Origin of the sequence: Streptomyces kanasensis (assembly GCF_043077165.1) — a bacterium.
In the GTDB taxonomy this organism is placed as follows: Bacteria; Actinomycetota; Actinomycetes; order Streptomycetales; family Streptomycetaceae; genus Streptomyces; species Streptomyces changanensis.
In genome coordinates this window covers 626228-652316 of sequence record NZ_JBIBSF010000001.1, presented here as the reverse complement: position 1 = coordinate 652316, position 26089 = coordinate 626228, and the positions used below count along the sequence as shown (strand labels likewise).

At 75.3% G+C, this 26089-nt stretch carries 25 protein-coding genes; 14 read left to right on the top strand and 11 right to left on the bottom strand.

The genetic code is table 11. The annotated features are described in order from the left end of the window. Positions 1-104 precede the first annotated feature (104 nt). A complete protein-coding gene (locus tag ACF053_RS02855) occupies positions 105-467 on the bottom strand; it encodes a hypothetical protein (protein ID WP_391952144.1) in 363 nt (120 codons plus the stop codon). Positions 468-565: 98 nt separating this feature from the next. On the opposite strand from ACF053_RS02855, the gene ACF053_RS02850 reads away from it, so the two are divergent. From ACF053_RS02850 to ACF053_RS02835, 4 genes are all read left to right on the top strand, one after another. Continuing rightward, positions 566-1309, top strand: a complete 744-nt coding sequence (locus ACF053_RS02850) for a LytR/AlgR family response regulator transcription factor (protein WP_391952143.1) — start codon at positions 566-568, stop codon at positions 1307-1309. Between the two features lie 155 nt (positions 1310-1464). Further along, on the top strand, positions 1465-1863 hold the full coding sequence (locus tag ACF053_RS02845; RefSeq protein WP_391952142.1) for a hypothetical protein: 399 nt from the start codon (positions 1465-1467) through the stop codon (positions 1861-1863). An 8-nt stretch (positions 1864-1871) separates the two neighbouring features. Beyond that, positions 1872-3605, top strand: a complete 1734-nt coding sequence (locus ACF053_RS02840; protein ID WP_391952141.1) for a sodium/solute symporter — start codon at positions 1872-1874, stop codon at positions 3603-3605. Next, positions 3602-4804, top strand: coding sequence for a sensor histidine kinase (locus tag ACF053_RS02835; RefSeq protein ID WP_391952140.1), 1203 nt, complete (start codon positions 3602-3604; stop codon positions 4802-4804). The genes ACF053_RS02840 and ACF053_RS02835 overlap by 4 nt, the downstream gene beginning before the upstream one ends. Before the next feature lie 83 nt (positions 4805-4887). Here the strand turns inward: ACF053_RS02835 and ACF053_RS02830 are convergent, their stop codons facing one another. From ACF053_RS02830 to ACF053_RS02820, 3 genes are all read right to left on the bottom strand, one after another. Then, the gene (locus tag ACF053_RS02830; protein ID WP_391952139.1) at positions 4888-6087 is read right to left on the bottom strand and encodes a carboxylate-amine ligase; all 1200 of its coding nucleotides are present in this window, start codon (positions 6085-6087) and stop codon (positions 4888-4890) included. Positions 6088-6137: 50 nt separating this feature from the next. Then, a complete protein-coding gene (locus tag ACF053_RS02825) occupies positions 6138-6620 on the bottom strand; it encodes a hypothetical protein (protein WP_391952138.1) in 483 nt (160 codons plus the stop codon). A 193-nt stretch (positions 6621-6813) separates the two neighbouring features. Next, entirely contained in the window at positions 6814-7422 is a 609-nt protein-coding gene (locus tag ACF053_RS02820; RefSeq protein WP_391952137.1) for a sigma-70 family RNA polymerase sigma factor, read from the bottom strand. Positions 7423-7681: 259 nt separating this feature from the next. On the opposite strand from ACF053_RS02820, the gene ACF053_RS02815 reads away from it, so the two are divergent. Both ACF053_RS02815 and ACF053_RS02810 read left to right on the top strand, forming a co-directional pair. Then, complete coding sequence (locus ACF053_RS02815; RefSeq protein ID WP_391952136.1) at positions 7682-8860, top strand: CapA family protein; 1179 nt, start codon at positions 7682-7684, stop codon at positions 8858-8860. 104 nt (positions 8861-8964) lie between these two features. After that, complete coding sequence (locus ACF053_RS02810; protein ID WP_391952135.1) at positions 8965-9849, top strand: polysaccharide deacetylase family protein; 885 nt, start codon at positions 8965-8967, stop codon at positions 9847-9849. Between the two features lie 408 nt (positions 9850-10257). Here ACF053_RS02810 and ACF053_RS02805 read toward each other — a convergent pair whose 3' ends face one another. Next, positions 10258-10935: a class F sortase gene (locus ACF053_RS02805; protein WP_058943900.1), complete on the bottom strand. Its 678-nt coding sequence runs from the start codon at positions 10933-10935 to the stop codon at positions 10258-10260. A gap of 312 nt (positions 10936-11247) precedes the next feature. Here ACF053_RS02805 and ACF053_RS02800 point away from each other — a divergent pair, with 312 nt between their 5' ends. Continuing rightward, the gene (locus ACF053_RS02800; RefSeq protein ID WP_391952134.1) at positions 11248-11733 is read left to right on the top strand and encodes a hypothetical protein; all 486 of its coding nucleotides are present in this window, start codon (positions 11248-11250) and stop codon (positions 11731-11733) included. A 133-nt stretch (positions 11734-11866) separates the two neighbouring features. Here ACF053_RS02800 and ACF053_RS02795 read toward each other — a convergent pair whose 3' ends face one another. From ACF053_RS02795 to ACF053_RS02785, 3 genes are all read right to left on the bottom strand, one after another. Next, positions 11867-12388 carry a hypothetical protein gene (locus ACF053_RS02795; RefSeq protein WP_391952133.1) on the bottom strand — a complete coding sequence of 174 codons (522 nt, stop codon included), beginning with the start codon at positions 12386-12388 and terminating at the stop codon, positions 11867-11869. A gap of 162 nt (positions 12389-12550) precedes the next feature. Further along, a complete protein-coding gene (locus tag ACF053_RS02790) occupies positions 12551-13315 on the bottom strand; it encodes a bestrophin-like domain (RefSeq protein WP_391952132.1) in 765 nt (254 codons plus the stop codon). Positions 13316-13409: 94 nt separating this feature from the next. Further along, positions 13410-13697 (bottom strand): hypothetical protein, encoded by a 288-nt coding sequence (locus tag ACF053_RS02785; RefSeq protein ID WP_391952131.1) that lies wholly within the window; start codon positions 13695-13697, stop codon positions 13410-13412. Between the two features lie 539 nt (positions 13698-14236). Between ACF053_RS02785 and ACF053_RS02780 the strand changes: the two genes are divergently transcribed. From ACF053_RS02780 to ACF053_RS02770, 3 genes are all read left to right on the top strand, one after another. Further along, a complete protein-coding gene (locus tag ACF053_RS02780; protein ID WP_391952130.1) occupies positions 14237-15307 on the top strand; it encodes an SCO0930 family lipoprotein in 1071 nt (356 codons plus the stop codon). A 235-nt stretch (positions 15308-15542) separates the two neighbouring features. Next, a complete protein-coding gene (locus ACF053_RS02775) occupies positions 15543-16355 on the top strand; it encodes an SAM-dependent methyltransferase (RefSeq protein ID WP_391952129.1) in 813 nt (270 codons plus the stop codon). Next, positions 16352-18517 (top strand): putative bifunctional diguanylate cyclase/phosphodiesterase, encoded by a 2166-nt coding sequence (locus ACF053_RS02770; protein WP_391952128.1) that lies wholly within the window; start codon positions 16352-16354, stop codon positions 18515-18517. The genes ACF053_RS02775 and ACF053_RS02770 overlap by 4 nt, the downstream gene beginning before the upstream one ends. 342 nt (positions 18518-18859) lie before the next feature. Here the strand turns inward: ACF053_RS02770 and ACF053_RS02765 are convergent, their stop codons facing one another. Then, positions 18860-19744: a LysR family transcriptional regulator gene (locus ACF053_RS02765; RefSeq protein ID WP_391952127.1), complete on the bottom strand. Its 885-nt coding sequence runs from the start codon at positions 19742-19744 to the stop codon at positions 18860-18862. A 95-nt stretch (positions 19745-19839) separates the two neighbouring features. Between ACF053_RS02765 and ACF053_RS02760 the strand changes: the two genes are divergently transcribed. Genes ACF053_RS02760 through ACF053_RS02750 form a run of 3 tightly spaced genes read left to right on the top strand, consistent with a single transcriptional unit; the run spans position 19840 to position 23265 of the window. After that, positions 19840-20571, top strand: a complete 732-nt coding sequence (locus tag ACF053_RS02760; protein ID WP_391952126.1) for a succinate dehydrogenase cytochrome b subunit — start codon at positions 19840-19842, stop codon at positions 20569-20571. 1 nt (position 20572) lies between these two features. Beyond that, the gene (locus tag ACF053_RS02755; protein WP_391952125.1) at positions 20573-22522 is read left to right on the top strand and encodes a fumarate reductase/succinate dehydrogenase flavoprotein subunit; all 1950 of its coding nucleotides are present in this window, start codon (positions 20573-20575) and stop codon (positions 22520-22522) included. Beyond that, a complete protein-coding gene (locus ACF053_RS02750; RefSeq protein WP_391952124.1) occupies positions 22519-23265 on the top strand; it encodes a succinate dehydrogenase/fumarate reductase iron-sulfur subunit in 747 nt (248 codons plus the stop codon). Before ACF053_RS02755 ends, ACF053_RS02750 begins: the two co-directional genes overlap by 4 nt. A gap of 410 nt (positions 23266-23675) precedes the next feature. Here the strand turns inward: ACF053_RS02750 and ACF053_RS02745 are convergent, their stop codons facing one another. After that, positions 23676-24755 carry an MsnO8 family LLM class oxidoreductase gene (locus tag ACF053_RS02745; RefSeq protein WP_391952123.1) on the bottom strand — a complete coding sequence of 360 codons (1080 nt, stop codon included), beginning with the start codon at positions 24753-24755 and terminating at the stop codon, positions 23676-23678. 58 nt (positions 24756-24813) lie between these two features. Between ACF053_RS02745 and ACF053_RS02740 the strand changes: the two genes are divergently transcribed. Then, on the top strand, positions 24814-25302 hold the full coding sequence (locus tag ACF053_RS02740; protein WP_391952122.1) for a phosphatase domain-containing protein: 489 nt from the start codon (positions 24814-24816) through the stop codon (positions 25300-25302). Positions 25303-25726: 424 nt separating this feature from the next. Here the strand turns inward: ACF053_RS02740 and ACF053_RS02735 are convergent, their stop codons facing one another. Further along, a complete protein-coding gene (locus tag ACF053_RS02735; protein WP_391952121.1) occupies positions 25727-25954 on the bottom strand; it encodes a dodecin in 228 nt (75 codons plus the stop codon). Positions 25955-26089: the final 135 nt, after the last annotated feature.

Here is a 26089-nt window from a genome sequence, read left to right as displayed (position 1 = left end):
CCGTGCCGTGCCCGCCCTGCTCGTACCGGCCCGCCGCCCACCGTGTCGTCGCGCCACCCGCCAGCCGCCAGCCGCCAGCCGTGCCGTGTCCGCCGTGCCGACCGTCAGGCCCCGGGGGTCCGGGCGCGCACCAGCCACCGGCGCACGCGGCGGCCCGGCGCACCCCACGCGGTGGGCCGCCACGCGCGGGACCGTCCGGCGCGCGGGCGGAGCACCGCCAGCCGCACGCCCACCGACCGCGCGGCGGCCGGCCGGACGCCGCGGGGCGCCGCCCGGCGCGGCGGCGGGGCCAGTGGCACGCGGCCGGTCAGCTGGGCCAGGGCCCGCGCCACCTCGGCGAACTCCGCCAGCCGCGCCGTGCACGCCCCGCACCGCGTGAGGTGCTCGGCGCAGCACAGCGCGTCGTACGGCTCCAACACGCCCAACGCGAAGGCGCCCACCGCGTCGTGCCGCTCCGGCCGTGCCATCGCCCCTCGCTCCCGTGCTCGCCCGCCCCGCCCCCGCGCCGACCCGTACGTACCACGGCCGCTTCTCGCTCAACGGGCGCCCGCCTACACTCCGCCCCATGCTGCGCGTACTGGCCGTCGACGACGAGAAGCCCGCCCTGGAGGAGCTGCTGTACCTGCTGCGCTCCGACCCCCGCGTCCGCAGCGCCGAGGGCGCCACCGACGCGACGGAGGCGCTGCGGCGCATCGGCCGCGCCCTGGAGGCGGGCCCCGACGGACCCGACGCCATCGACGTCGTCTTCCTCGACATCCACATGGCGGGGCTGACCGGCCTCGACGTGGCGCGGCTCCTCGCGGGCTTCGCCCGGCCGCCGCTCGTCGTGTTCGTCACCGCCCACGAGGGCTTCGCGGTGCAGGCGTTCGACCTGAAGGCGGTCGACTACGTCCTCAAGCCGGTCCGCAGGGAGCGCCTCGCGGAGGCCGTCCGCCGGGTCAGCGACCTTTCCGCGCCCGAGCCCGCCGGCACGGTCGCCGAGCACGTCCCGGTGGAACTGGGGGGCGTCACCCGCTTCGTCGCGGTCGACGACATCGCGTACGTCGAGGCGCAGGGCGACTACGCCCGCCTCCACACCGACGGGGGCAGCCACCTCGTCCGCATCCCGCTGTCCACGCTGGAGGAGCGGTGGGCGGCGCGCGGCTTCGTCCGCATCCACCGCAGCCACCTGGTCGCCCTCGGCCGGATCGACGAGCTGCGGCTCGACGGGGGCGCCACCACCGTACGGGTGGGCAGCGCCGAGCTGTCGGTCAGCCGCCGCCACGCCCGCCAGCTGCGCGAGCTCCTGGCCCGGCACGTCCGCGGCTGACCGCGGCAGCGTCCGGGGGCCGGTCGCGGAAGGGCAGCCACGCTCCGACGGCCGGTATGACGATCCGCTTACCCGTCGGGCCGTTGTCTGCGTACACTCCACCGACCGAACCCCTCCCACCACCAGGGCCCCACCACTCCCGACCCCGGACACCGATGTCTCCAGAGCCGCAGCCCGCGCCGCGCCCCCGCCGCGAGACCGTCACCGGAGTGCCCCGCTCCGGCCGCCGGCCGCCGGGGCACGCGCCCGCCCGCTCCGAGATCAGCGAGCAGACCACCCTCGGCCACACCTACGTCCGGTCCCTCATGCGCAGCCAACTGCGCGCGGCCCTGCGCGCGCTCGCCACCCTCGCCCTGCTCGTCGGGTCCCTGCCGCTGCTCCTCGCGCTGCCCGGCGCGCTCGCCCCGCACGGCGCCTCCCCGGCCCCGGGACTGTTCGTCTGGGCCGCCCTCGGCGTCGGCGTCCACCCCGTGATGTGGCTCGTCGCCCGCTGGTACGTGCACCGGGCCGAGCGCAACGAGCGCGACTTCACCGGCCTCGTCGAAGGCAGGTGACGCACCCGGTGAACCACACCTACGCGGTGGCGGCGGTCGCCGCCGTCGTCCTCGCCACCGTCCTCATCGGCTCCCTCGGCCTGCGCATCTCCCGCACCACGTCCGACTTCTACGTGGCCTCGCGGACCGTCGGCCCCGGTCTCAACGCCGCCGCCATCAGCGGCGAGTACCTCTCCGCCGCCTCCTTCCTCGGCATAGCCGGGCTCGTCCTCCTCCAGGGCCCCGACATGCTCTGGTACCCGGTCGGCTACACCGCCGGGTACCTCGTGCTGCTCGTCCTCGTCGCCGCCCCGCTGCGCCGCTCGGGGGCGTACACGCTCTCCGACTTCGCCGAGGCCCGCCTGGAGTCCACCCAGGTCAGGCGGCTGGCCAGCCTCTTCGTCGTCGGCATCGGCTGGCTGTACCTGATGCCCCAGCTCCAGGGCGCCGGGCTCACCCTGGAGATCGTCACCGGCGCGCCCGGCTGGGTCGGCGGTCTGCTCGTCGCCGTCGTCGTCACGGGCGCCGTGGCCGCGGGCGGCATGCGCAGCATCACCTTCGTCCAGGCGTTCCAGTACTGGCTGAAGCTGACCGCGCTCCTCGTGCCCGCCCTCTTCCTCGTCACCGCCTGGATCGGCGACGACGCGCCGCGGGCCCGGTTCGACGCGCCCGCCGTCCTGCGGGAACACACCACCGTCCGCGTCGCCGACACCGTCCGCGTCGCCGTCGACGTCCCGCTGACCGTCACCGTCTCCGGCACGGTCGACGCGGTGGTCCACGACGGGCGGCCGGTCACCCTCGCCGCCGGCACGCACCGCATCGAGGCCGGCACCACGCTGGGCTTCCCGCCCGGCGCCCACGTCCCCGAGCGGGTCGCCGACGGCGACGACCCGCTCGGCTGGTCCCGCTCCCTCGCCGGCGTCCGCGACGGCCAGCAGCTGTACGCCACCTACGGCCTGATCCTCGCCACCTTCCTCGGCACCATGGGCCTGCCGCACGTGGCGGTGCGCTTCTACACCAGCCCCCACGGCCGGGCCGCCCGCCGCACCACCCTCGTCGTCCTGGGCCTGGTCGGCGCGTTCTACCTGCTGCCGCCCCTCTACGGGGCGCTCGGCCGCATCTACGCGCCCGAACTGGCCCTCACCGGCGCCGCCGACGCCGCCGTGCTCGTCCTGCCCGACCGGGTCGTCGGCGGCCTGGCCGGCGACCTGCTCGGCGCCCTCCTCGCGGGCGGCGCGTTCGCCGCCTTCCTGTCGACGGCCTCCGGACTGACCATGTCGGTGGCGGGCGTCCTCACCCAGGACGTGCTGCCCTCCCGGGGGGTACGCCACTTCCGCCTCGCCACACCGCTCGCGATGGCCGTGCCGCTGGCGTTCGGCGCCGTCGCCAGCAACGTGCCCGTCGCCGACGCGGTGGGGCTCGCCTTCGCGGTGTCGGCCTCGTCGTTCTGCCCGCTGCTCGTCCTCGGCATCTGGTGGCGCCGGCTCACCCCGCCCGGAGCCGTGGCGGGTCTCCTCACCGGCGGCGGCGCCGCGCTGACCGCCGTCATGGCGACGCGCGCCGGGCTCGCCCCCGACGGCTGGCCGCACACCCTGATGGCCTGGCCCGCCGTCTGGTCGGTGCCGCTCGGCTTCGTCGCCATGGTCGGCGTCTCGCTGGCCACCCCCCGCCACGTCCCGCCCGGCACCGCCGCGATCCTCGCCCGCCTGCACCTGCCCGAAGGGCTCGTCGGCCGCCCCGAGACCGACGGGGCCGCCCGGTGACCGGGACGCTCCTCGCCGCGCTCGCCGCCGGCGGGGCGCTGCTGACGGCCGCCGGGTACGCGCTCGGCCGGCTGGCCGCGCTGCGGGCGGGACGCGACCGCCTCGACCTCGGCACGCCCGTCGAACGCGCCACCTTCCACACCCTGCACACCGCGTCGCTCGCCGCGCCGCCGCTGCGGGCGGGACTCACCGAGGACACCGCCCGCAAGGCCGCCCGCAGGCTCCGCCCCCTGCTCGGCACCGAGGCCCTCGCCCTGACCGACCGCACGGCCGTGCTCGCCTGGGACGGCTCCGGCGCCCACCACGCCGACCAGGTGATGGAGCGGGTCGCCGAGGTCCTCGAAACCGGGCGCGGGCAGAGCCTGCGCGCCGCGTGCGAGGACCCCGACTGCCCCCTGCGCTGGGTGGTCATCGCCCCGCTCACCGGCGAGGAGGGCGTGGCCGGGGCCCTCGTCGCCTACGGGTCGCACGAGTCGGCCGTCCTCGTGCGCGCCGCGACGGAGGTGGCCCGCTGGGTCTCCGTCCAACTGGAGCTGGCCGAGCTGGACCTGTCCCGGACGCGCCTCATCGAGGCGGAGATCCGCGCCCTGCGCGCCCAGATCTCCCCGCACTTCGTCTACAACTCGCTCGCCGCCATCGCGTCCTTCGTCCGCACCGACCCCGAGCGGGCCCGGGAGCTGCTGCTGGAGTTCGCCGACTTCACCCGCTACTCCTTCCGCCGGCACGGGGACTTCACGCGGCTCGCGGACGAGCTGCGCTCCATCGAGCAGTACCTCGCCCTCGCCGGCGCCCGCTTCGGGGACCGGTTGCAGGTGACGCTGCAGATCGCCCCGGAGGTGCTGCCGGTCACCCTGCCGTTCCTCTGTCTCCAGCCGCTCGTGGAGAACGCGGTCAAGCACGGCCTGGAGGACTCGCGCACCACCTGCCGGATCACCATCGCGGCGCAGGACGCGGGTGCCGAGGCCGTCGTGACCATCGAGGACGACGGCGTCGGCATGGACCCCGCCGTCCTGCGCGCCATCCTCGCCGGGGAACACCCGAGGGCTTCGGGGATCGGCCTGCCCAACGTCGACGAGCGGCTGCGGCAGGCGTACGGGGACGACTACGGGCTCGTCGTCGAGACGGGCGTCGACGCGGGCATGAAGGTCACCGTCCGCATCCCCAAGTACCGGGCCGGCGTCCACCCCGACGCCCCGTAGGAGCCGTGTCCGCCGCGCGGGCCGGGTGGGCCGCGCGGGGCGGGGCAGGTCGGCCGGGCCCGGGGGCCGCGCGGGGCGGGGCGCTACAGCGCCGTCCACGGGGTGGCGGGGTCGGCGCGGCGGCGCTGCCGCTCGGCGCCCGTGCCGTGGGCGAGCACCGCCTCCACCAGCGCGGTCACCTCACGCGCGTCCCCGCTCGCCTCCAGCGCCGGCCGCACCCGGGTGAGCAGCGCCCGCACCGCGTCGGCGGCCGGAACGCGCGCTCCGGTCACGGGGTGGACGGCCGGACCGCGCAGCCCGTGGCGGGCCGCCGTCCACAGGGCCGCGGCCAGCATGTGGTCGGGCGGGTCCGGCGCCGGGCGGCCGCGGGAGACCGCGTCCAGCGCCGAGGTGACCAGCGCCCGGGTCAGCCCGGCCTGGAGGACCGCCTCGTCGACGCTCGGCGTGACGTCCGCGACGCGCACCTCGACGGTCGGCAGGTGGTGGGAGGGGCGCGCCAGCCAGTACGCGTTGGCCGCCCGGGCGGGCAGGACGCCGGTCCCGCGCAGGGCGGCGACGGTGCGGTCGTAGTGCGCGGCGGAGGTGAAGCGGGGCGGGATCTGGTGGGTCGGCCAGCGGGCCAGGACGAGCGTGCGCCAGCTGGCGTGACCGGTGTCCGCGCCCCGGTGGTAGGGCGAGTTCGCGGAGAGCGCGAGCAGTACCGGCAGCCAGGGCCGCAGGTGGCCGAGGACCGCGACGGCCGTCTCGCGGTCCGGTACGCCGACGTGCACGTGGCAGCCGCACGTCTCGGTCTCGTCCGTCAGCCGCCCGTACAGCCGGGCCATCTGCCGGTAGTGCGGCGTGGGTGTGACCGTGCGGGCCGGGGCGGCCATGGGCGCGGTACCGCTGGCGAGCGGCCGCAGCCCCGCCTTGCGCGCCGCCCGGTCCAGCCGCGCCCGCGCGGCGGCCAGTTCCGTACGGAGCCCGGTGAGGTCCGTGCAGACGTCCGTGGCGGTCTCCACCATGGTCGGCAGCAGCTCCCGCTGGAACTCCCGGCCCCCGCCGCCCTCCGGCCGGGCCCGGTCCGCTGCCAGTACGTCGTCGCACCCGCCCACGGGGGTGCCGTCGACCGCGTCGACGAGGAGGAACTCCTCCTCGACGCCCACGGTCACCCCGCGCGGCACGGGAATCGCGACCATCCAGACCACCACTCCCGCCCCAGCCGTCCGGTCCACGCGCTCGGTGCGGACGCCGGCGGGGCCGGCGGCCGCGACCAGGATGACCGGCACGGACGCCCGGGGCAACAGCGCCTCCCCGGCCTCCGGCCGGACCGCGCGGGCCCGGCCGGCCCGGCTCAGTACAGGTGCAGCGCCAGATGGCCGAGCGGCAGACCCAGCTGCCAGGAGGGCAGCCACACCTGCGCGGACTCGTCGACCACGAGCCCCGTCGCGGGCGGCGCGGGCAGGGCGCCGAGGTCGGCGGCGAGCAGCAGGGTCTCCTCCAGCAGCCGCCAGGTCTCCAACGCCAGGGCCACCCCCGGCTCGCCGTCGCCCTCGCGCGCCCGCCGCTCGGTCAGCCGGGCGCGCACCCAGTCCTGCCACGGGTGGTCGTACGAGGTGCGGTCCAGCCACTCGTCGAGCTGGTCCTCGGGGGCCGCGCCGTCGCTCAGGTAGATCGTCAGCGCGAGCGTCCGGCGCCCCGCCACGTACTCCAGGGAGCCGGTCTCCACCAGCCCGCCCGTCCGCAGCAGCTCATCGGCCAGGTACTCGGCACACAGCCAGTCCATCGGGACGGCCAGACCGCCCCCGCCGGTGCCGTTCGTGCTCTCGGGCCGCAACGTTCCCACCTTCTCCCGGACGTTCTTCCGCGCGTAACTCGGCCACGCACCCCTGAAAGACGAGCCTCCACCGAAAGGCGGGGCGTGCGGCCGCTCTTTGCACAACTTGACGGTGTGGTTTCGCATACGTTCCCGTCCGTGCCGTTACGCGCGGGAAGGAACACATCCGGTGCGCCCGCAGAGGCGGGCGGGCTCAGCCGCCGGCGCGGCCCGCGGGGGACAGCCCGCCCCGCCCCACCGCGCCGTTCGCCGTCGCGCCGTCGCGCACCGGGGCGGGGAACGCCCGGCTGTAGCCCGGCAGACAGCGCCCGAGGGCCCGCAGCGCGTAGTACGAGCGCGACTTGACCGTCCCGGCGGGTATGCCGAGCCGTTCCGCGGCCTCGCTGACGGACAGCCCGTCGAAGTAGATGCGCTCCAGCACGTCGCGGTGGGCCGGGCTCAGCTCCGCCACCGCCGCCCGCACGTCGAGCGCGGCCACCGCGGACTCGGTGGCGTCCGCCGGGTCGGGCGTGGAGGCCAGCACCCCGTCGCCGATCTCCGTCGGGCGCGCCAGCCGGGAGCGCCGCGCGTCGATGGCCAGCCGCCGCGCCACGGTGAACAGCCACGGCCGCATCGACGCGTACGGCGCCTCGAACGCCTCCGGGTGCTGCCACGCCCGGACCAGCGTCTCCTGGAGGAGGTCCTCGGCGCGCTGCTGGTCGCCGTAGGTGAGGCCGAGCAGGTAGTTCAGCAGTGCGGGGCCGTGCTCCCGCTGCAGCTCCTCCAAGGCCCGCTCGTCCGTGGTGGTCGTCGCCGTCGTCATCGTTCACTTCCCTTCCCGCCGGCTCCAGGACCCAGAGCCGTATCCGAGCGCATCGGGGGCCGCGGGGACAGGCGACGCACCGAGGCGTGCGGCGAGCGGTCGCACCGAGCGGCGAATGGTGCGGCGAACGGTCGGCGGAGGGACATGACCCCCATTCAGTGAATCTGCCACATTTTTCCTATTGCCATACCGCTTGGCGTCTATGTCCTCGGTGGATGCAGGGAGCTCACCCGTCCCTTCCGACCCAGGGAGCCCACCGATGACACTGCGCGTCCGGCGGACGGCGGCCGTCGCGGCCACCGTCCTGCTCTCCGCGACCGCGGCCGGCTGCACGGAGGCCCGCCCGCCCCGTGCCCCCGCCCCACCCGTGCACGCCTCCGCCGGCGGCCCCGGCCCCGCCACCCGGCCGTTCACCCTCGCCGCCACCGGCGACGTCCTGCCGCACGACTCGGTCATCCGCCAGGCCAACGCCGACGCGGGCGGCGACGGCTACGACTTCCGCCCCATGCTCGCCGGCGTGGCGCCCGTCATCTCCCGCGCCGACCTGGCCATCTGCCACATGGAGACCGTCTACGGCGAGGACGGCGGCCCCTTCGCCGGCTACCCGGCCTTCACCTCCCCGCCCGAGATCGCCGCCGCCCTGCGCGCCACCGGCTACGACTCCTGCTCCACCGCCTCCAACCACACCCTCGACGACGGCACCGACGGCATCCGCCGCACCCTCGACCACCTCGACCGGGCGGGCGTCCGCCACGCCGGGTCCGCCCGCACCGCCGAGGAGGCGAACACCCCCACCCTCCTGAAGGCCGGCGGCGCCGACGTCGCGCACCTCGCCTACACCTACGGCACCAACGGCATCCCGGTCCCCGCCGACCGGCCGTGGTCCGTCAACCTCATCGACGAGGGCCGCGTCCTCAGCGACGCCCGCGCCGCCCGCGAGGCGGGCGCCGACATCGTCGTCGTCAGCCTCCACTGGGGCACCGAGTGGCAGACCGCCCCCGACCGGCGGCAACTCTCCCTCGGCCGCGCCCTCACGGCGGCCACCACCGGCGGCCGCCCCGACGTCGACCTCATCCTCGGCACGCACGCCCACGTCCCCCAGGCGTACGAGAAGGTCAACGGCACCTGGATCGTCTACGGCATGGGCGACCAGATCGCCGGCCCCATGGTCGACCACTCGGGCGCCCACGACCCGCGCGGCAACGAGGGCACCATCGCCCGCTTCACCTTCACCCCGCCGGCCGCGCCCGGCCGCCGCTGGGAGGTCACCCGCGCCGAGTACCTCCCGCAGTGGTACGACACCGGCGGCAACCGCGTCGTCGACCTGACCGCCGCCATCGCCGCGGGTGCCACCGGTCTCGTCCCGCTGCGCGACCGGATCAGCGCCGCGGTCCTCGGCCGCGGGGCCGCGGCCGACGGCCTGGTGCGCGGGGAGTAGGGCCGTCGCCGGCCCCCGGCGCCGCTCGTCCCAACGGGTGCAATCGCCCCGCGCGTCCGGTGTCGCACACCCGATCCAGGGGTCGCCCGTGCGGAGCATTGGTCATGAAAAAGGACCAGATGCCTTCCGGGCGGCGGATGGTGCTGCGCATCGCCGCCGCCCTGGGCGCCACCACCACCGTCGGCCTGTTCACCGTCGACCGGGCGGCCCCGCCCGGCGCGCCCGCCCCCACCGCGCGCCCTACGTCCCCACCCGGCACGCACACCGCGGCGAAACCGGCGCCCGCGCCCGCCGCGGGTCCCGTGGCAGGGCCGCGCCAAGCGCCTTCCGCGTACCGGCTCCAGCCCATGACGGCGTACGCGCCACCGCGCTTCCGGCGGGCCCTGCCGCCCGTGCGGCAACGGCCCTTCCTGCGCGTCTCCGGGACCGGCAACACCATGGTGCTGACCTTCGACGACGGTCCGGACCCGCGGTACACCCCCGCCATCCTCACCACCCTGCGGCACCACGGCGTGCGCGCGATGTTCTTCGTCTGCGGCGAGATGGCCGTCCGCCACCCCGACCTGCTGCGGCGGATGGCCGAGGACGGACACGTCGTCGGCAACCACTCCTGGTCCCACCCCCTGATCCCCAAGCTCCCGCCGTCCCGCATCCGCCGGGAACTCGGTTCCACGAGCGACGTGATCGAGCGGACGCTCGGCTCCGCCCCGCTCTGGTACCGCGCGCCCTTCGGCGCCTGGAACCGGTTGTCCTTCGAGATCGGCGCAGAACTCGGCATGGAGCCGCTCGCCTGGACCGTCGACACCCTCGACTGGAAGGAACCGGGGACGTCGACCATCGTGCGCCGCGTCCTGGACGGCGCGGGGCCCGGCGTCGTCGTGCTCTCCCACGACGCGGGCGGCGACCGCTCGCAGACCGTGCGCGCCCTGCGGACCTACCTGCCGCGGCTCGTGGACGAGGGCTACCACATCACGGTCCCCCGCCGGTGACCCCGGCGGCCGGTGCCCGCGGCCGGCCCGCGGGCACCCGCCCCACGGCCCGCGACCACGGGTCCGTGCTGCCGGGCCCGTGCCCGCGCCGCCGGGGGCGTAACGCGCCGCCGGGGAGGGGACGGGTCGCGGGGGCCGATGCCGGACACGACCGGGGCAGGCAGGCGCAGGGTGGGACCGCCACCGGGTGGGGCAGGACGGGGCCGGTGCAGGGCGGGACCGTGCCGGCCGGGTGGGACGGGGCCGGGGCCGCCACCGGGTGGGGCAGGACGGGGCCGGTGCAGGGCGTGACCGCCACGGGGTGGGGCAGGACGGGGCCGGTGCAGGGCGGGACCGTGCCGGCCGGGTGGGACGGGGCCGGGGCCGCCACCGGGTGGGGCCGGTCCGGGGGATCGGCGGGGGAGCGGGTCAGCGGGTGGCGACCATCCGGGCGAAGACCACGACGTTGCCGTCGTAGCCGCCCGCGCGTGAGTAACCGCCACCGCAGGTGATCACCCGCAGCTCGGGGTGGCCGGTGTCGCCGTACACCCGCACCCCCGGGAAGTCGTCCTTCGAGAACACCTCGACGCCGTACACCTGGAAGACCGCCACGCGGCCGTCGTAGCGGGTCACCTCGACGCGCTGGCCGGGCCGGAGGGCGCCCAGGCGGTAGAAGACGGCGGGCCCGGACTCGTTGTCGACGTGCCCGACGACGACCGCCGTGCCGCGCTGCCCGGGCGAGATGCCGTTCTGGTACCAGCCCGCCAGGTTCGGGTCCTGCGGTGGCGGCGCGCTGATCCACCCCTCCTGGTCCAGGCCCACGTCGATGACGGGCGCGTCCACCTTCAGCGCCTCGATCCTCACCCGGGAGGCCGGCGCGTACGCCAGCGGGCGCAGCCCGGCCGACGGCGTCGGCGCGGCCACGACCTGCCGGGCCCCCGACGTCGCGGCGGCGGCGGGCTGCGGCGGCCCCGAGGAGGCGTCGACCCCGTTCCGCATCATCGCGAGGCCGGTCAGCATGACGAGCGCCAGCGCGCCCCAGGGCTGGCGGCCCCTGATCACGTCCCAGGCACTTCGGTCCCCGATGCCTCTGCGCTCCAGGCCCATGCTTCTCCCTTCGTGGCCTCTCCCGGCACCGTAAGCGGCTCCCGCGCCCCCGGCGATCCCGGCGCGTGCGAACGGGTGGCGGCGCGGCGGACGGGTGATCAACCGTCCGGGTCATCAGTGGAGGCGCCCTGACGGTGTGTGACCTGCGGTGGGGTCGCCACCCGTACCCGCCGGGCGGGTGCGCCGCCTCACCGGGGTGGCGCAGCGCCGACGTGCGGGAGGCGCGCTCTGTGGTGAGGGTTCGTCATGGAAGGCGCATCCGTCGATCTCCCGGAGCACCGCTTTGGGGCGTCTTCCACTGGAGGTTCAACGATGCGTGCTTCACGCGCCCTCGCGGTGGCCGCCACCGCCTGCGCGGTGATCGGGGCCACGGCTCCGACCGCCGCCGCCAACAACGGTCCGACCAACGTCACGGTCTCCCCGACCCAGGTGCACCAGGGCGGCAGCCTGGCGGTCAGCGCCATGGGGTGCGGCCACGGCGGCACCGTGTCGTCCAACGCGTTCCCGAAGACGGCCCTCACGGTCAACTCCTCGGGGCACTCCGCGGCCACCCCGCGGATCTACGACCACGCCACCCCGGGCCAGTACAACCTGGCCGTCCGGTGCAGCGACAGCTCCCGGGTGGTCACCCGGACCTTCCGGGTCATCCGCGGCCGCGGCGCGGAGGGCGGTCTGGGCGGCTCGATGACGCCCACCTCGACCGAGGTGGCCGTCGGCGCGGTGCTCGCGGGCAGCGCGGCCCTCGGCGGCGGCCTGTTCCTCATCCGCCGTCGCCGTCCGAGCGCCGGACGGGTCTGATCGGCAGAACCTCCCGGTCGGCCGGACACGCCCGACGCCGAACACGCCCGACGCCCCGAGTCCCTGCCAGGACTCGGGGCGTCGGGCGTGTGGTGGTGATCCACGCAGGTGGAACCACGCCGGTGGGGCGGGCTCAGTGGCGGCGGCTCTCCGCCCTGCGGCGCAGTGCGTAGACCACGCCGGTCGCCGCGGCGACCACGAGGCCCGTACCGGCCGCCAGCTCGCCGGCGTTCCAGCCGCCGACGCTGCCGCCCAGGCCGCCCCGGACGCCGGACGGCGCCGGGGTCACCGTCGCCGTCCGCGTGACGGTCGGCGCGGCGGTCGAGCTGGTCGTCCCCGCGGCGACCCTCAGCCGCGCGGTGCCGGGGGCACCGCCGGCGCAGGTGAAGGAGACCGTGTAGACGGCGCCCCGGCGGGCGTCCCAGTCCACGGTGGCCGTCGCCGAACCGCCCGCGGGGATGGACACGGCGTCGAAGATGCCCGACGACGCGATGGCGGTCCCCGTGCAACCGGGCGCGGAGAGGACGACCCGGCCGCCCGGGTTGACGGTCGAAGGGGAGACGACGTACGGATCCACCGCGGCCGCTGGGGGTGCGGTGAGGGCGAGAGCCGCCGCTCCGAGCAGAGCGGCGGAAGCGGCACCTATCGCGCGCATGAAGAGTCCTCCGGTCCCGAGGGGCACTGCGGAACGGACTTCCGCGAAACCATCGAAATGACCCTCTGTGCCGGGAACGCTAGGAGCCCACTACCACACCCGCGAGTCCGGTCGGGCGAACGGGGCAATGGGTCACCCGTACGGCCCACAGAGGGGCCCGGCTCAGCCGCCGAGGTACGGGAAGGCGCGCAGGAACGGCTCCGTGGTGGCCGACACGCCCCGGCCGAACGGGGCGTCGATCACCCAGATCAGGAAGAGCAGGAAGGCGATCAGGGCGCTGTACAGCCCCGCCAGCAGCAGTTCCCGGAACGTCCGCCGGATCTGCAGCGCGAAGATCAGCCCCACCGCGACCAACGCCCCGGTGATCAGCCCGAACCACACGACGCCCGGCATGGTCTCGCCCGCCGAGTCCGCCCGGACGCTGCGCGCGTCGTCCGCCGCGGCGACCTGGTCGACCAGCGGCTGGTACGCCTCCGCCTGGTGCGCGTCGGCCGGCCGGTACGAGGTGACCGAGCGCCGCACCTGGTGCAACAGCTCCGTGCCCTCGTCCGTCAGCTCGCCGTGCTCCGCCATGGCCTCCCACTCCGGGCCCACCACGTGCCGGACGTACGCCTCCACGTCGGCCCGGATCCGCCGGCGCACGTCGGCGGGCCACACCTCCGAGCGCACGCTCACCTCGTGCAGGGCCTGCGCCTCCTGGCGGACGCTCTCCTGCGCGGTGCCGCGCCCCTCCCAGACGCCGGCGATGGCCAGCCCGAGGACGATCGCGTAGACCACGCCGATCATCATCGTCATGTACTCCATGACGTCCGGCGTCTCGGTCGGGTCGTCGTCCTCGCCGATGCGGCGGTTGTTGATGACGGCGATGGCGAGGACGACCGCGCACGCGGCGGCCATCGCCAGGGTCAGGACAAGCCATTCCGACACGGGAACTCTCTCTCGGTCTCGGTCTCGGGGTGGGGGTCTCAGGGTGCGGGGCGCGGCGGCGCGGGGCGGTGGGGGCGGCGCGGCGGCCGTGGGGTCAGCGCGAGCGGGGGCGCAGGATGGCGGCGGCGAAGACGGCGGGCGCCGTGAGCAGGAGCATCATCGACACCATCGACGGCCCGCGCTTCGGCTTCGGGCGCTGGGCGGCCCGGTAGGCGGGCAGCGGGTACGGGACCGGGGGCGCCGGCGCGGCCGTCGGCGCCGGCCGGGGCACCGGGGGCGAGGCGGGCGGCGGTGCCTGCGGCGCCGGACGGGCGGGCGGTGGCGGCGCCGGGGGCGCCGCCGGACGGTCGGGCGGCCGGGCGGTGGCCGGTGCCGTGCTCACGGCGGGCGGCTCCGGCCGCGGGGCGGTCGACGGCGCGGCCGGTGACGGCGCGGGCGGTGACGGCCGCGGCGCGGAGGGGCTGGGCGTCGGGTGCGGCGAGGGGCCGGGGGAGGGCGTCGGGCGCGGTGTCGGCCAGGGGGGCGTGGGGCGGGGCGTACAGGACGAGCCGCCGGCGACGGACACCGCGTGGGTCCCACCGGGGCCGGTCGACGCGTGCGCGCAGCTGTCGGCCGCCGCCGACGGCGCGAGGGCGGGGGAGAGCACGAGCGGCCAGGCGAGCACACCGCCCGCCACCGCCCGCGCGACGAGGGATCCATACACGCCGAAGAGCATGATCCGACCAACGAGTCACCGTCCGCCCGAGCGCGGTGATTCCCCTGATGGGAGGTTTCGCTCGCACGTGCGTGCCACCGTCAGGCGCGCCCGCCGCCCGGCGACTTCGGGTCGGCGTTGAACACTTCCGGCCCCCGTGTCCGTACCTAGGACCGTGAACGGCGCACGGCGGACGCCGCGAGCAACTCGACACGACGGGAGCTGAGATGAGGAACTGGCGCGACACGGCGCTCGCGGCGACGGCGGTGGCGGCCCTGCTGACCCTGACGGCCTGCGGTCAGGACGAGGGGGACCGCATCGGCGGGCAGTCCGTGGGCGCCGCGGCCCCCGCGGGCGCCCCCGGCGAGGGCGCGGGATACGGGGGGAAGGACTACGGCGGCGCCTACGGCTCCGGCGCGGCGTCCTCCGGGGCAGCCTCCACGCCCGCCGGCCAGCTGGCCGTCCGCAAGGGCACGGCGAACGGCGACGTCCTCACCGACGCGGAGGGCCGCACCCTCTACCGGTTCGACAAGGACTCCGCCGACCCGCCCAAGTCCGCCTGCGAGGGCGACTGCGCCACGGCGTGGCCCGTCGTCTCCGCGGAGGGCGCCAAGGCCCCGGCGGGTGTCGACTCCGCGCTGCTCGGCGCGCTCACCCGGCCCGACGGCACCAAGCAGCTGACCGTCGACGGCTGGCCGATGTACCGGTACGCCAAGGACACCAAGGCCGGTGACACCAACGGCCACGGCGTCGGCGGGACCTGGTACGCGGCGGCACCCGACGGGAAGAAGGCCGCGGCGGGCGCCTCCCCGGGACCGGCGGCGGGGGAAGGCGGCGGGGACGCCGCGGACGACGGCGCCGGCGACGGGTACGGAGGCGGGTCCGACGAAGGGTCCGGCGGCGGGTCCGGCGGCGGGGAGGAGGCGCCCGCCGCACGCGCCGGGCTCTCCGTCCGCGAGGACCCGAAGCTCGGCGAGATCGTCGTCGACGGCGAGGGCCGGACCGTCTACCGCTTCACCAAGGACTCGGCCTGGCCGATGAAGACCGCCTGCACCGGTGCCTGCCTGGAGAAGTGGCCGGTCGTCGAGCCCGTCGCGAAGGCCGACACCGAGGGCATCACCACCAAGGGGTACGTGACGTTCGAACGCCCCGACGGCAAGAGCCAGCAGACCATCGACTGCTGGCCGCTCTACACCTTCGCCGGTGACAAGAAGCCCGGCGACACCAACGGTCAGGGCGTGGGCGGCACCTGGTACGCCGTCTCGCCCGACGGAAAGCTGGTCGGAGCGCCCAAGTAGAGTCCCCCACAAGCGACTCCGGCCCGGTGGGCGGCCCGTCGACTCCCTCCCCTCGCGGGAGTGACGGGCCGTCCTTCCGCGCGCCCGGGGCCCGCCCCGCCCGTACCACCGCCTGTGACGAAGAACGGATCGCATTTTTCCGTTTCCCCTCGCCCTCCCGGCGGGCGATCAGTAGCCTCGGCTCGAACACCGGCCAGGAACTGGCCTCATCACCGTGGCGACTGTTGGAGATTCGATGGACCGTCCCGCCTGGGCCCCGCCGGGCATCGACCTGTCGGTGCCGAGCGTGTCCCGCATCTACGACTACTACCTGGGCGGTTCCCACAACTTCGAAGTCGACCGCGAGGCCGCCCGCAGGGCGATGGAGTTCCTGCCCGGACTGCCGAAGATCATGCAGGCCAACCGGGCGTTCATGCGCCGCGCCGTCCGCCACGCGGTCGCCGAGGGCGTGACCCAGTTCCTCGACATCGGCTCCGGCATACCGACCTTCGGCAACGTCCACGAGGTCGCCTTCGCCGCCACCCCGGACGCCCGCGTCGTCTACGTCGACCACGACCCGGTCGCCGTGGCGCACAGCAAGGCCGTGCTCGACGGCGAAGAGCGCGTCGACATCGCCGCCGCGGACCTGCGCAAGCCGAAGGACGTGCTGCACAGCGCGCCCGTGGCCCGACTGCTCGACCTCGACCGGCCGGTGGCGCTGCTCCTCGTCGCCGTGCTGCACTTCCTGGAGGACTCCGACCGGCCCTACGAGGCGGTCGAGGAGCTCCGTGAGGCGCTGGCACCCGGCAGCCTCCTCATCCTCACCCACGCCTCGTTCGAGGGCATCCCGGTCCCCGAGGCGCAGGCGGACGGCACCGTCGGCGTCTACCGCGACATCCGCAACCCCCTCGTGATGCGCTCCCGCGACGAGGTCGCCCGGTTCTTCGACGGGTTCGAGATGGTCGAGCCCGGCCTGGTGTCCATGCCTCACTGGCGGCCCGACACCCCGCCCGAGCAGGAGGACCCGTACGCCTTCTCGGGCTTCGCCGGGGTGGGGCGCAAGGGGTGAGCACGCCGGCGCAGGTGTCCGGCTCCGCGGCGGAGCCGGACGGCCTGGAGGACAGACTCCAGCGGTTCGCGACGATATGGAGCCGGGCCATCTTCCCGGTCACGGCCACGTCGATGACCCGCACCGAATTCGAACAGCATCTGCTGCCGCTGGCGCGGCGGCTCAGCGCCGCCCTGCACGCCCAGCCGTTCGACGCGGCGCCCGCCCACGCCGTCGGTACCGCCCTGGTCGCCGCGCACTGCACGGACCCCGACGCGCTCAGCCGCACGCTCGGCGTCGTCGACTCCTACCTGGTGCTGTACTGCGGCGCCGGCGACATGCCCGCCGACGACCTGCGGGCCCGCTGCGCCCGCCTCCAGCACGCCCTGGCCGCCGGGTTCGCCCGCGCGCTGCGCGAGCGGACCCTCGTCGAACAGGAGGCCATCGCCCGCTCGGCGCTCTCCGCGCGCGCGTTCGCCGAACAGGCCCTGCACGCCACCGAGGCCCGCTTCCGCGCCGTCTTCCAGGAGGCGGCCATCGGGATCGGCATCGCCGACCTCGACGGCAACGTCCTCGACGTCAACGAGGCCCTCACCCGCATGTTCGGCGGCCTCGAACACCTCGTCAGGGGCCGCAACGTCACCGAGTGGGTCCACCCGGAGGACGCCCCGCACGTCTGGAAGCTCTACGGGGAGCTGGTGCGCGGCGAACGCGACCACTTCCGCGTGGAGAAGCCGTTCTACCGCTCCGACGGCACCGCCCTGTGGACCAATCTGACGGTCTCGCTGCTCCGCGACGCCGAGGGCCGCCCCCAGTACCAGCTGGCCCTGATGGAGGACACCACCGAGCGGCGCCTGCTCAACCTGCGCCTGCGCTACGAGGCCACCCACGACGCGCTCACCGGGCTGCCCAACCGCAGCCTGTTCTTCGAGCGCCTCGACAAGGCCCTGAACGCCGGCGACGGCACCCGCTTCGGCCTGTGCTACCTCGACCTCGACGGCTTCAAGGCCATCAACGACAGCCTCGGCCACGCGGCGGGCGACCGGCTCCTCGTCGAGGTCGCCGACCGGCTGGAGTCCTGCGCCACCGCGCCCGGCGAGATGGTCGCCCGACTGGGCGGCGACGAGTTCGTGGCCCTCACCACCGGCCCGGACGTCTCCCCGCAGGACACCGAGGAGCTCGCCGGCCGCATCCTGAACGCCCTGTCCACCCCGATCGGCCTGGACGGGCGGGAGATCACCGTCCGCGGCAGCATCGGCATCGTCGAGGGCTGCGCCGGCGAACGCGGCTCCGCGGACGTGCTGCGCAGCGCCGACATCACCATGTACCGCGCCAAGTCGGCGGGCGGCAACCGCTACGAGCGCGCCGACGCCGAGGCCGACGCCCGCGCCATCACCCGCCACGGCCTGACCACCGCGCTCCCGGCGGCCCTGGACCGGGGCGAGTTCTTCATCGAGTACCAGCCGCTCGTCCACCTCGGCGACGGCACGGTGCACGGCGCGGAGGCGCTGGTCCGCTGGTGCCACCCGCAGCACGGCGTGCTCGGCCCGGACCGGTTCATCCCGCTCGCCGAGCACACCGGGCTCATCGTGCCGCTCGGGCGCTGGGTCCTGGAGGAGGCGGTGCGCCAGGCCAGGTACTGGGAACACCCCCACGCCGACGGCGGCCCGCTGCGGATCAACGTGAACCTGTCGCCCACCCAGCTCCACCACCCCGGGCTCGTCACCGACATCGTCGACGTGCTGGAGCGCTCCGGCCTCGCCCCCGGCGCCCTGTGCCTGGAGGTCACCGAGTCCGCCCTGATCGGCGCCGACGAGGACCTGCTCAAGCCGCTGCGGCAGCTGGCCGAGATGGGCGTCGACATAGCGCTCGACGACTTCGGCACCGGCTACTCCAACCTCGCCAACCTCCGCCGCCTGCCGGTCAGCGTCCTCAAACTCGACCGCTCCTTCACCCGCGGCATGCAGCAGCACCCGGCGGACCCCGTCGACCTGAAGATCGTCGAGGGCATCGTCTCCCTGGCGCACAGCCTGGAGCTCGCCGTCACCGTGGAGGGCGTGGAGACGGCCGCCCAGGCCGACCAGCTGCGCGCCCTCGGCTGCGACACGGCCCAGGGCTGGTACTACGCCCGCCCGGGCGCTCCCGACCGCATCCACCGCCTGGTCCTGGCGGACGCCGTGTGACCCCGGCCCGGCCCCCCGTCGGGGGCCGGCAGCCACCCTCCTGGCCCCCGCCCGCCGCCCGGGACGACCCGGCCCGCCCGGGGCGATCCGGCACCACCCGTCCCGGCGGCGCGGCCCACCCGGGAGGACCCGGCAGCACCCACCGGTCCACCCGGCCCGCCCGGCGCGACCCGGCGGCCCGACCCACCCCGGGCGACCCGGCAGCACCCGCCCCGGCGGCGCGGTCAGCCGGGGACGACCCACCACCGGCCTGCCCGGGACGACCCGGCAGCACCCGCCGGACCACCCGGCCCGGCCGGCCGGACCGGCAGCCGCCCGGGGGGCCCGGCGGCGCCGGGCGGTTCAGCGTCCCGGGAGCGACTGGAGCAGCACCCGCTGGAGCTCCCGGGCCGCCCGGGGCGGCGCCACGTCGTTGCGGTGCGCCAGCGCGATCGTCCGCCGCAGCCCCGGCGGGGCCAGCGCCGTCACCCGCAGGTCGCGCCCCGCCCGGGCGACCATGCTGGGCACCACCGCCACGCCCAGCCCCGCCCGCACGAAGCCCAGGACGGCGTCCATCTCGCCGCCCTCCACGGTGAACGACGGCTCGAAGCCCTCCGCCCGGCAGGCGGCGACCGTCAGCTCCCGCAGGTCGTACCCGTGCCGGAACATCACCATCGGCCGCCCCTCCAGGTCGCGGATCCGCACGGGCCGCCGCGGCGCCGGCTCCGCCGTCGAGGAGACGACCACCAGGTCCTCCCGGAGCAGTTCCACCGTCGTCAGCGCGGGTGACGGCGTCGGCAGCGGCAGGACGACCAGCGCCAGGTCGAGCGCGCCCCGCGCCAGCTCCCGCACGAGGTCGTGCGAACCGCCCTCCTCGATCAGGAGCCGGATGCCCGGGTACAGCGCGTGGAAGGCCCGCAGGACCTCCGGCAGCAACCCGGTGCACAGGCTCGGCGTCGCGCCCAGCCGCACCCGCCCCCGCCGCAGCCGCACCAGCTCCTGCACCTCCTGCCGGGCGGTGTCCGCGTCGGCGAGGATGCGCCGCGCGAGCGGCAGGAGCGCCTCGCCCGCGTCGGTCAGGGCGATGTTGCCCCGGGCCCGGCTGAACAGCTCGGCGCCCAGTTCCTTCTCCAGGGCGCGCACCTGCTGTGAGAGCGACGGCTGCGAGACGTGGACGCGCTCGGCGGCCCGGGTGAAGTGCCGCGTCTCGGCCACGGCGACGAAGTACACGAGCTGCTGGAACTGCATGATGCCAGCCTAAGCGGGGACGATAGCCGACACCTATCGACTTCAGCCGCACCATGTCTTGGACCTCTCGGAAGGGCGGACATACCGTCCCATGTATGGCTCAGGCAACGCGGACGCACTCCTCGGGCACGGCCGGGCGACCGCCGTCCCCGCGCGCCCCCCGGCGCACCCTCCTCGGATCGACCGTCGGCAAGAAGGCCGTCATGGCCGTCAGCGGCCTGATCCTCCTCGGCTACCTCGTCGCCCACGTCATGGGCAACCTCAAGGTCTTCTTCGGGCCCGACGAGTTCAACGCCTACGGCCACTGGCTGCGCACCATGGGCGCCCCCGTCCTCCACCACGAGTGGGGCCTGTGGATCGTCCGCGTGGTGCTGCTCACCGCGGTGGTCGCCCACGGCGTCTCGGCGTACCAGCTCAGCCGGCTCGACCGGAAGGCCCGCCCCACCCGTTACGTGCACCGGCGCCGGCGCGCGAGCTACGCCACCCGCACCATGCGCTGGGGCGGCGTGATCATCGCCCTGTTCGTCGTCTGGCACCTGCTCGACCTCACGACCCTCACCGTCAACGCCAACGCCCAGCCCGGGCACCCCTACGAGAACGTCGTGGCGACCTTCTCCACCTGGTACGGCAACGTGATCTACATCGTGGCCATGCTCGCCGTCGGACTGCACGTCCGGCACGGCTTCTGGAGCGCCGCCCAGACCCTCGGCGCCGGCAAGGCCCGCCGGGACCGCGCCCTGAAGGTCGCAGCCACCACGCTCGCCCTGGTCCTCACGGCGGGCTTCCTCGCCGTACCCGTCGCCGTCATGACCGGAGTCGTGAGCTGACATGAGCACCTACACCGCCTACACCACGGGCGAGCCGATCGCCGACACCCGCGCCCCCGAGGGCCCCATCGCCGAGCGCTGGGACCGGCGCCGCTTCGAGGCGAAGCTGGTCAACCCGGCCAACCGCCGCAAGCACACCGTCATCGTCGTCGGCACCGGCCTCGCGGGCGGCTCCGCCGGCGCGACCCTCGCCGAACAGGGCTACCGCGTCGTGCAGTTCTGCTACCAGGACTCGCCGCGCCGCGCCCACTCCATCGCCGCGCAGGGCGGCATCAACGCCGCGAAGAACTACCGCAACGACGGCGACTCGGTCCACCGCCTCTTCTACGACACCGTCAAGGGCGGCGACTTCCGCGCCCGCGAGTCCAACGTCCACCGGCTCGCCCAGATCTCCGTCGAGATCATCGACCAGTGCGTCGCCCAGGGCGTCCCCTTCGCCCGCGAGTACGGCGGACTGCTCGACACCCGCTCCTTCGGCGGCGTGCAGGTCTCCCGCACCTTCTACGCCCGGGGGCAGACGGGCCAGCAGCTCCTCCTCGGCGCCTACCAGGCCCTGTCCCGGCAGATCGCCGCCGGGAACGTCGAGTTGCACCCGCGCACCGAGATGCTCGACCTGGTCGTCGTCGACGGGCGGGCCCGCGGCATCGTCGCCCGCGACCTGGTCACCGGCCGGATCGAGACGCACTTCGCGGACGCCGTCGTCCTCGCCACCGGCGGCTACGGCAACGTCTTCTACCTCTCCACCAACGCCATGAACTCCAACGCGACCGCCGTCTGGCGCGCGCACCGGCGCGGCGCGTACTTCGCCAACCCCTGCTTCACCCAGATCCACCCGACCTGCATCCCGCGCACCGGCGAGCACCAGTCGAAGCTGACCCTGATGAGCGAGTCCCTGCGCAACGACGGCCGGATCTGGGTGCCGAAGGCGCGCGGCGACGACCGGCCGCCGCACGAGATCCCCGAGGACGAGCGCGACTACTACCTGGAGCGGATCTACCCCTCCTTCGGCAACCTCGTGCCCCGCGACATCGCCTCCCGCGCCGCGAAGAACGTCTGCGACGAGGGCAGGGGCGTGGGCCCCGGCGGCCAGGGCGTCTACCTGGACTTCGCCGACGCCATCCGCCGCATGGGCCGCCGGGCGGTGGAGGAGAAGTACGGCAACCTCTTCGACATGTACGAGCGGATCACCGCCGAGGACCCGTACGAGGTGCCGATGCGGATCTATCCCGCCGTGCACTACACGATGGGCGGCCTGTGGGTCGACTACGACCTCCGGACCACCGTCCCGGGCCTGTTCGCGATCGGCGAGGCCAACTTCTCCGACCACGGCGCCAACCGGCTCGGCGCCTCCGCGCTGATGCAGGGCCTCGCCGACGGCTACTTCGTCCTGCCGTCGACCATCAACGACTACCTGGCGCGCGCCCCGCACCCCGAACCGCTCACCGCGGACCACCCGGCGGTCGCCGAGGTCGTGGACTCGACCGAGGAGCGGCTGCGCCGCATCCTCGCCGTCGACGGCGACCGCACCCCCGACTCCTTCCACCGGGAGCTCGGCGAACTCATGTGGGAGCACTGCGGCATGGCCCGCACCGACGAGGGGCTGCGCACGGCACTCGACCGGATCCCCGTCATCCGCGAGGAGTTCTGGCGCCGCGTCCGCGTCCCCGGCACCGGCGAGGAGTTCAACCAGTCCCTGGAGAAGGCCAACCGGATCGTCGACTACCTGGAGCTCGCCGAGCTGATGTGCCTCGACGCGCTGCACCGCACCGAGTCCTGCGGCGGCCACTTCCGCGAGGAGTCCCAGACCCCGGACGGCGAGGCCGCCCGCAAGGACGACGCCTTCTCCTACGCGGCCGCCTGGGAGTTCCGCGGCACCGGCGCCGCCCCCGTCCTGCACCGCGAAGACCTGGTCTTCGAGTACGTCCACCCCACCCAGCGGAGCTACGCATGAGGCTCACCCTGCGCGTCTGGCGCCAGAAGAACGCCGACGCCCCCGGCACCATGGCCACCTACGACGTGGACGGCATCTCGCGGGACATGTCGTTCCTGGAGATGCTCGACACCCTCAACGAGGAGCTCATCCTCCGCGGCGAGGACCCCGTCGCCTTCGACCACGACTGCCGCGAAGGCATCTGCGGCGCCTGCAGCATGGTGATCGACGGCGAGGCCCACGGCCCCGAACGCACCACCACCTGCCAGCTCCACATGCGCGCCTTCGAGGACGGCGCCACCATCGACATCGAGCCGTGGCGGGCTGCCGCCTTCCCCGTCGTCAAGGACCTCGTGGTCGACCGGTCCGCGTTCGACCGCATCATCCAGGCCGGCGGCTACATCAGCGCCCCCACCGGCTCCGCCCCCGAGGCGCACGCCACGCCCGTCCCGAAGGCCGACACCGACGCCGCCTTCGAGCACGCCGAGTGCATCGGCTGCGGCGCCTGCGTCGCGGCCTGCCCCAACGGTTCGGCGATGCTCTTCACCTCGGCGAAGGTCAACCACCTCAACGTCCTGCCGCAGGGAGCGCCCGAGCGGGAGACCCGCGTCCTCGACATGGTGGCGCAGATGGACGCCGAGGGGTTCGGCGGCTGCACGCTGGCGGGGGAGTGCGCCACGGTCTGCCCCAAGGGCATCCCGCTGCCGTCCATCTCGGCGATGAACAAGGAGTGGCTGCGCGCCGCCCGCCGCCGGGCGGTTTAAGGACAGCTTCACGCTGTGGCTCCCGTCACAGCGCCGGCACCCGGGCGAAAGAATCTCCACACGGTGGTGGCCCCGCGCGGAGGACTTCGCTCCGGCGCACGTCGGCGAAGGCCGCCGGCAACAAGATCGATGTCGTTCAACCCTGTACCGGTCGTGGTGAGTTGTCCGCATCCGGGTCGTCACCGGCCACGCGATTTCCCCTCTCCGCGCGGCCCCGGTAGGCATATGCCTGCCGGGGCCGCCGACCACCGCCCCGGTGCACCTGACCACGGGACTCACTTGGGGGTTCTCTTCATGTCCAGCAGCAGCCGCCACACCACCCTCGCGACCGGGCCGGGCGAGCCGGACTGGGAACTGCACGGCCCCGCCACCCCGTAGGCCGGCCGCACCACCCGACCCGTCGGGCAGCGCTACGGGGTGTCCCGGGCGCCCGACGTGCCGCCGCCCCGTTCCTCCCCTCGGGGCGGCGGCCCCGGCCGCAGCCCGGCCAGGCGCGCCAGCCTCCCGAAGGAGTCCCGCAGCGCCTCCCGGTCGTAGGTGCTCGTCGTCACCAGCAACTCGTCCGCACCGGTCTGCGCCACGACCTCCTCCAGCGCCTCCCGCACCTGCTCCTCCGTGCCGTGGACGTGCCCGCGCAGCCCCGACGCGAGGTACTCCCGCTCACGCGCCGACACGGCCCGGGCCTCCACCGCCTCCGGCGGGGCCAGCGGCGGGAACGAACCGCGCGTCCGCGCGTGCGCGAGGGACCACGCCTCCGGCAGCAGCATCCGCGCCGCCTCCTCCCGCGTCCCGGCCACCGCCACCGTGCCCGCCACCACCACGTACGGCTCCGCCGCCCACGGCGAGGGACGGAAACCGGATCGGTACCGGTCGATCGCCTCGACGACCTTCGCCCGCCCCTTCAGGTCCCCCACGACCAGCGGCAGCCCCGCCGCGGCCGCGATCCGCGCCCCCTCGCCGGTCGCCAGCACGAACGGCGGCACGCGCAACCCCTCCGCCGGCAGGGCCCGCACCCCGGGGTGCGCCGTCTGCGTCCCCCGGAACCAGCCCAGCAACTCGTCCAGCTGCTCCGCGAAGCCGTCCGCCTCCTCCTTGCCGTGCCCGAGCGCCCGCCGGATCCCGTCCGTGAACCCCACCGAACGGCCCACCCCCATGTCGATCCGGCCGGGGAACAGCGACTCCAGCACCCCGAACTGCTCCGCCACCACCAGCGGACGGTGGTTCGGGAGCATCACCCCGCCGGTCCCCACCCGGATGGTCGACGTCGCCGCGGCCACGGCGGCCGCCAGGACCGTCGGCGCCGAACCGGCCACCCCGGGCACGCCATGGTGCTCCGACACCCAGAACCGGTGGTACCCCGACCCCTCCGCGTACCGGGCGAGGCGGACGGTCTCCCGCAGTGCCTGCGGCCCGTCACCGCCCTCCCGCAGCCGGGAGCGGTCCAGGACGGAGAGGCGGACGGGGAGCGGGGTGACGGCTGGGAGGCTCACGCCATGTCCAACACCTCCCGCGCCCCGTGATTCCCCGTCCCCGGCCTAGGCTTGCGGGGTGACGAGCGACAGCAGGCCCCTGGCCGTGTTCGACCTGGACAACACCCTCTCCGACGCGCGGCACCGGCAGCACTTCCTGCAGCGCACCCCGCGCGACTGGGACGGCTTCTTCGGCGCGGCCCCGCAGGACCCGCCCCTGCCGCCCGGTGTCGCCCTGTGCCTGGAGGCGGCGCGGCAGTGCGAGATCCGCTACCTCACCGGCCGGCCCGAGCGGTGCCGCCGCGACAGCCTGGACTGGATCGCCCGGCACGGACTGCCCGAGGGGCGCCTCCACATGCGCCGCGACGACGACCGGCGACCGGCGAGGGTGACGAAGCTGGAGGTGCTGCGCCGCATCGGCCGCAGCCGCGAGGTGCGCATGCTCGTCGACGACGACGAGCTGGTCTGCGACGCCGCCGCGAAGGCCGGGTTCCGTGTCGTCCGCGCGGACTGGGCGCTCGCCTCGGACGCGCTGCGCCAGGCCCAGGAGAAGGAGGGCCGGACCTGAGCGCGCCTGTTCGGGACCGCGCCTGATGCGGGCGCCCGATCCGGGCAGGGCTTGACCGGGGCCTGTAGCCGGGCCGGCCCTGATCCGCGCCGCGCTCGACCCGGGCCCGCATCCGGGCCCCGCCTGGTCGGGGGCGCGGCTGAGCGCGCCTGCTCCGGCCCGCGCTTGCCGCGGGGCACATCCGACCCCGGCCTGAGCCGCGCCGCGCCTGGTCGGCCCGCGCCTGAGCCGCGCCGCGCCTGGTCGGCCCGCGCCTGAGCCGCGCCGCGCCTGAGCCGCGCCGCGCCTGAGCCGCGCCGCGCCTGGGTCGGCCTGTGCCCGGTCGGCCTGCGCCTTGGGTCGGGCCGCGCCTGCGCCGGGCCTCGTCCGGGCCGCGTCCGTGCCCCGCCGTGCGGGTCTGAGCCGTACGGGACGGGGCCGGAGGTCACGCCTCGCCGGCGTCCGGACCGTCGAGCCGGAAACCGACCTTCATCCCGACCTGGTAGTGCGCCACGCGCCCCTCCTCCAGGTGCCCCCGGATCTCCGTGACCTCGAACCAGTCCAGGTTGTGCAGGGTCTGCGCGGCCCGCGCGATGCCGTTGCCGATCGCCGCGTCCAGCCCCTCGTGGGAGGTGCCCACGATCTCGGTGACGCGGTACGTGTGGTGCGACATGGCGGTCTCCTCCTCGGCGGCTGCGCGCCCGTTGGCGCGCCCCTTCCACGGTGCCCCAGGGTGGACGGGTCCGCGAGGCGGGGCCCCCGGGACTTGACCCGGCCATTGGTACATACCAAAATCCAGCCATCCGCC

Excerpts from the sequence above, each read along its gene's own strand:
- ACF053_RS02855 (WP_391952144.1), bottom strand. The coding sequence starts at position 467 with ATGGCACGGCCGGAGCGGCACGACGCGGTGGGCGCCTTCGCGTTGGGC.
- ACF053_RS02850 (WP_391952143.1), top strand. The coding sequence starts at position 566 with ATGCTGCGCGTACTGGCCGTCGACGACGAGAAGCCCGCCCTGGAGGAG.
- ACF053_RS02845 (WP_391952142.1), top strand. The coding sequence starts at position 1,465 with ATGTCTCCAGAGCCGCAGCCCGCGCCGCGCCCCCGCCGCGAGACCGTC.
- ACF053_RS02820 (WP_391952137.1), bottom strand. The coding sequence starts at position 7,422 with ATGACGACGGCGACGACCACCACGGACGAGCGGGCCTTGGAGGAGCTG.
- ACF053_RS02815 (WP_391952136.1), top strand. The coding sequence starts at position 7,682 with ATGACACTGCGCGTCCGGCGGACGGCGGCCGTCGCGGCCACCGTCCTG.
- ACF053_RS02810 (WP_391952135.1), top strand. The coding sequence starts at position 8,965 with ATGAAAAAGGACCAGATGCCTTCCGGGCGGCGGATGGTGCTGCGCATC.
- ACF053_RS02805 (WP_058943900.1), bottom strand. The coding sequence starts at position 10,935 with ATGGGCCTGGAGCGCAGAGGCATCGGGGACCGAAGTGCCTGGGACGTG.
- ACF053_RS02800 (WP_391952134.1), top strand. The coding sequence starts at position 11,248 with ATGCGTGCTTCACGCGCCCTCGCGGTGGCCGCCACCGCCTGCGCGGTG.
- ACF053_RS02795 (WP_391952133.1), bottom strand. The coding sequence starts at position 12,388 with ATGCGCGCGATAGGTGCCGCTTCCGCCGCTCTGCTCGGAGCGGCGGCT.
- ACF053_RS02780 (WP_391952130.1), top strand. The coding sequence starts at position 14,237 with ATGAGGAACTGGCGCGACACGGCGCTCGCGGCGACGGCGGTGGCGGCC.
- ACF053_RS02775 (WP_391952129.1), top strand. The coding sequence starts at position 15,543 with ATGGACCGTCCCGCCTGGGCCCCGCCGGGCATCGACCTGTCGGTGCCG.
- ACF053_RS02765 (WP_391952127.1), bottom strand. The coding sequence starts at position 19,744 with ATGCAGTTCCAGCAGCTCGTGTACTTCGTCGCCGTGGCCGAGACGCGG.
- ACF053_RS02760 (WP_391952126.1), top strand. The coding sequence starts at position 19,840 with ATGGCTCAGGCAACGCGGACGCACTCCTCGGGCACGGCCGGGCGACCG.
- ACF053_RS02755 (WP_391952125.1), top strand. The coding sequence starts at position 20,573 with ATGAGCACCTACACCGCCTACACCACGGGCGAGCCGATCGCCGACACC.
- ACF053_RS02750 (WP_391952124.1), top strand. The coding sequence starts at position 22,519 with ATGAGGCTCACCCTGCGCGTCTGGCGCCAGAAGAACGCCGACGCCCCC.
- ACF053_RS02735 (WP_391952121.1), bottom strand. The coding sequence starts at position 25,954 with ATGTCGCACCACACGTACCGCGTCACCGAGATCGTGGGCACCTCCCAC.